At 49.0% G+C, this 4,426-nt stretch carries 2 protein-coding genes; both read left to right on the forward strand.

Annotated features, from left to right (window positions below; all coding sequences use genetic code 11):
* Positions 1-170: 170 nt before the first annotated feature.
* On the forward strand, positions 171-428 hold the full coding sequence (locus GF309_11260; GenBank protein MBD3159358.1) for a hypothetical protein: 258 nt from the start codon (positions 171-173) through the stop codon (positions 426-428).
* 260 nt (positions 429-688) lie between these two features.
* Entirely contained in the window at positions 689-2,143 is a 1,455-nt protein-coding gene (locus GF309_11265) for a catalase (GenBank protein ID MBD3159359.1), read from the forward strand.
* Positions 2,144-4,426 lie beyond the last annotated feature (2,283 nt).

The following is a 4,426-nucleotide window of genomic DNA, read 5'->3' on the forward strand; positions in this document are numbered from 1 at the left end:
GAATAAGCTCCAGCTAAGGAGATTGAAACTATTTGACTTCTTCTCCACAAATCGGGCATGTCTTTACCCGTTGCATAGAATAAGCTCCAGCTAAGGAGATTGAAACACATTGGTTCGAGAATTCCTGGGAAGAGAACCAAACAACGAGGCATTCTTGCGGTCTATTGGTATTGGGAGAAAATAGGAATCAGCAGCGTGCTGACATCTACGAGTTTCCTAATGACTCAGGCTTTGACTTCATCTTGCTTGATTCAATGTTTCACTTCTACAAGCGGTATCAGGAGAAAGAGGTTGCATTGGTCCAGCGGGTTATGAGGGACATGAGGGTTGGCACAGTTCTCTGCATCTTGATCAACAAATCAAAGATCGCTGAATCCGTACTCGAATCCATATTCGATGAGGCACAGGGACATTGGAATCACTTCTAGGATGAGTACGTGCGGCTTCCAGAGAATAACTCACTCTATAAGATGCTAGTTTTGCGGAAGGAGTGATGGAGAGAGGAAAGACCTCTCACAATTGATGATTAGGATGTTGAAGGCATAGCAGAATCAGACGAAACGAACATTGCAACGGAGGGTTCTTAAGGCTAAATAGCCTCATATCTAAGGTTCGTCATATCTCAAGCTCATCAAGCATTTAGAATAATGGGCTGGTTCACGGATTGGACTTCAATGGTGATATAGTCATGAAGAAAGAAGAACGCAAACCCACAACGACTGATGCTGGTATTCCTGTAGCCAGCGACGAGTTCTCCCTCACGGTTGGACCTGATGGTCCGATCCTGTTGCAGGACACCTACCTCATCGAGCAGATGGCAAACTTCAATCGGGAGCGAATCCCTGAGCGTCAGCCCCATGCAAAGGGTTCAGGAGCCTTCGGTCACTTCGAGGTAACGGAAGATGTCAGCGCTTATACCAAGGCAGCGGTGTTTCAACCGGGCACAAAGACTGACACCCTCATTCGCTTCTCCACTGTGGCCGGGGAGCGCGGCAGCCCCGATACTTGGCGAGATGTGCGCGGTTTTGCATTGAGGTTCTATACCACCGAAGGCAATTATGACATGGTGGGCAACAACACACCTGTATTTTTCCTCCGGGATCCTATGAAGTTCCAGCACTTCATCCGCTCCCAGAAGCGCCGGGCAGACAGCGGGCTGCGTGACAATGACATGCAATGGGATTTCTGGACCCTGTCACCCGAGTCAGCTCACCAAGTCACGATATTGTTTAGTGATCGCGGGATTCCCAAGACCTGGCGGCACATGAACGGCTATTCAAGTCACACCTACATGTGGGTCAACGCAGAAGGCGATCGGTTCTGGGTGAAATATCACTTCAAGACAGATCAGGGCATCGAAATCCTCACCCAAGAAGAGGCTGACAGAATCGCTGGTGAGGATGCCGACTACCACCGGCGTGACCTGTTTGATGCAATCAAGCGTGGTGATTACCCCAGCTGGACGCTGAAGGTACAAATCATGCCCTTCAAAGAAGCCGAGACCTACCGGTTCAACCCCTTCGACCTGACAAAGGTCTGGCCGCACGGTGATTACCCCTTGCATGAGGTTGGCCGACTCACACTGAATCGCAACCCGACCGACTTCCACACCGAGATTGAGCAAGCGGCGTTCCAACCAAGTAACCTCGTGCCTGGTATCGGCCCCAGCCCGGACAAGATGTTACTCGCTCGCCTTTTCTCATATGCTGATGCCCATCGCGCCCGCTTGGGTGTTAACTACCACCAGATCCCGGTCAACCGACCGAAGTCTCCTGTGCATAGCTATAGTAAGGACGGGGCGATGCGAATCGACAACGTCTCCGATCCCGTGTACGCACCAAACTCGAAAGGAGGCCCGAAGGCTGACGGAGAGCGCTATCCCCAGGTTGAGATATGGAAGGCCAGCGGAGAGTTCGTCCGCGCTGCATACACCTTGCGAAAAGATGATGATGACTGGGGGCAGGCCGGAACATTGATACGCAAGGTCATGAACGATGAACAGCGTGACCGTCTGGTATCCAACGTCGTTGGACATCTCAAGAATGGCGTATCAAAGCCGGTCCTAGAACGAGCATTCGAGTACTGGCGCAACATAGACAAAGAAATCGGGAACCGCATCGCCAAAGGCGTGACTGGCAGTTAATCTTGGCAGTGTACAGCACGCGATGCATCAATAATTGAATTCCCGAGTGTGGGAGACATAAGAAGAGGTTTGACCGTACGAGAAATGAGAGCTCCCAATGACTGTCCTTGCTGTGCGCAAGAACTTCGAAGCTGCCATTGCTTTCCATTGGGTCGTCAATTTTGTCCGGTTCTTTGTGGGCTTTTGATATGGTTGGGAAGATGACGAAGTGACGAAACCTTATACGGGTATGCCATCCAGTAAAACGGCGAGGAAAGTTGAATCCAGACCCATTACATAACAAGACACATGACCTTTGCATATCGGTTGCTTCTTACATTTTTCCAACCACGGTTCTTCGATATTCTATTGGTGCGCATTTGGACTCGTTCATCACACCAGAAGTGAAACTCAATCCTGAGGATTTCAAAGTAGAGCAAGTTTGGTACAGATCCAAAGATAATACAAGGATATCGATGCATCTCGTTTCTAACAGGAAAACAAGGTCAATAGAAAATCGCCTGTACTTGTAAGAGGATAAAAGGGGCGTTCCCCTTCGCCCTGTAACCTGCAATGGCGTCTCACTAGCAGATATTCTCCATCTCTAGCGTCCATATTCGCTGTGGTAGGTCTGCAAATACGCAACCTGATTTCCGTCCAGATCATAGAGGTTGCCAATCAATTCGTCCTCGATTGTATCGATTAGCGGCTTCAACGGCTTCATTCTGAACTGGTGATAATCATCAGGATGGTAATGCTCCCTGATTCCCCGAGATAGCTTATCGCTGAATGTCTGGATTGCATCTGCGTGCTCATCGATTAGTGCCCCGTCTGGCATGGGAAACCGCATGATCTGACTTTTCGTTACATGGTGCATATCACCATATGTCATCCAGTACAGGTAGAACAGGGACGAGTTCAGGGCGAGGAATACGGAGTCTCGTTCCAATTCGTTCTCGAAGTGTACGAGTTCCATGTTCGTTGCTTTTGGAGCCTTCTCTTTACATACATTCATCCAGTAGTTTGCTGCATTCCGGTAGTACAGCGTGAAGCCCTTCGCTGCAACATAATCACGGATTCTCGTTTCTGTTGCGGCCAACTTACGTAGGATTGATTCCTTCACTCTGTCTCCCACTTTCGGAATCACTTCGAAACGGTCTGCCTTGTCCTTTCCATCAATTCGGTCCCTGAGTATCAATCCGTCGATGTTGCCATATTCGATATTATCCATCAGGCCTTCCCGCTCGTCCTCACGGAACCTGATGAAGTCACTCGTCTTCCAGATTCCGTTTCCGTTTGTTGACTTCTGCCCAATGGTTATCGCCAGGTTGATTTCTGCGTTTCTGAACATTTTTGACGGCCGTCTAGTGAAAGCGCTTGTGTACGTCTCCGTCAGGTTTTCTCTAATCACATTATGCAGCTCATGCATTGTGCTGTTAGCCAGAATAGAATTGGTGGTGATATTGCCGAAGTAGCCCCCCTCTCGGAGTAGCCCCCTGAGCTGCCTCTCGATGAAATGTGCGGCGATTTCACGATACTGTCCGGTTTTGTAGAAATCAGCAATGAACGCCTTTTCCTCGGGGCGAGTAAGGGCACCGTATGGCGGATTTCCAATCACTACATCGAAACCAGCATCATCGCGGAATATGTTTGGGAATTCCAAAATCCAATGGAACGGATTGGTCTTCTCGAGGTCTTCACCAATCGGATCCCTTGTTGCTATGATGCGATCGATGTTACTATTCCCATGTATGGATTCCACAAGCTTGGCAAAAATGTTCGAATCTGCTCTGGTGACACTGAGATGGCACTTAGCAGTTACCTTCCATGTTCTAAATCCGAGAGCTTCCAGCTTGTCTCTGGTTTCATCCGTCATGTACTCTCTGAATTTCAGGGTCAGTTCGCTCCTAGAATCATTGCTCTTCGTGAGAAACCGAAGTGCTTCAGATATATCCTGGAATTCTCGTTCCAGCTTTCTGTTTGATGCGTGGAGATACAACCTATCGAGTTTCTTCTTCATCCTCTGCTTCAGTTCTTCCATACGCTTCTTCTCTTGTATCGTGTCCTGACAGTCCGTACAGTATTTTCGGAGGTTCTTCGTGTATAGGCTGAGATCATCTGAGAGCTCTTCGTGGAAGTCACGACTCTGGTTTTCTACAGCAATCTCGTTTTCGGCAAAGCCAACAAGAGAATTACCGGTTCGGATATTGAAGTCGAGACCGGGAAGCGTTTCAGGATTCGCTGGGTTCTGCTCAGACGCGATGAGCCACAACCAAAGCCTGAGCTTGCAGATTTCCACGGCTC

This window comes from Candidatus Lokiarchaeota archaeon, assembly GCA_014730275.1.
GTDB lineage: Archaea > Asgardarchaeota > Thorarchaeia > Thorarchaeales > Thorarchaeaceae > WJIL01.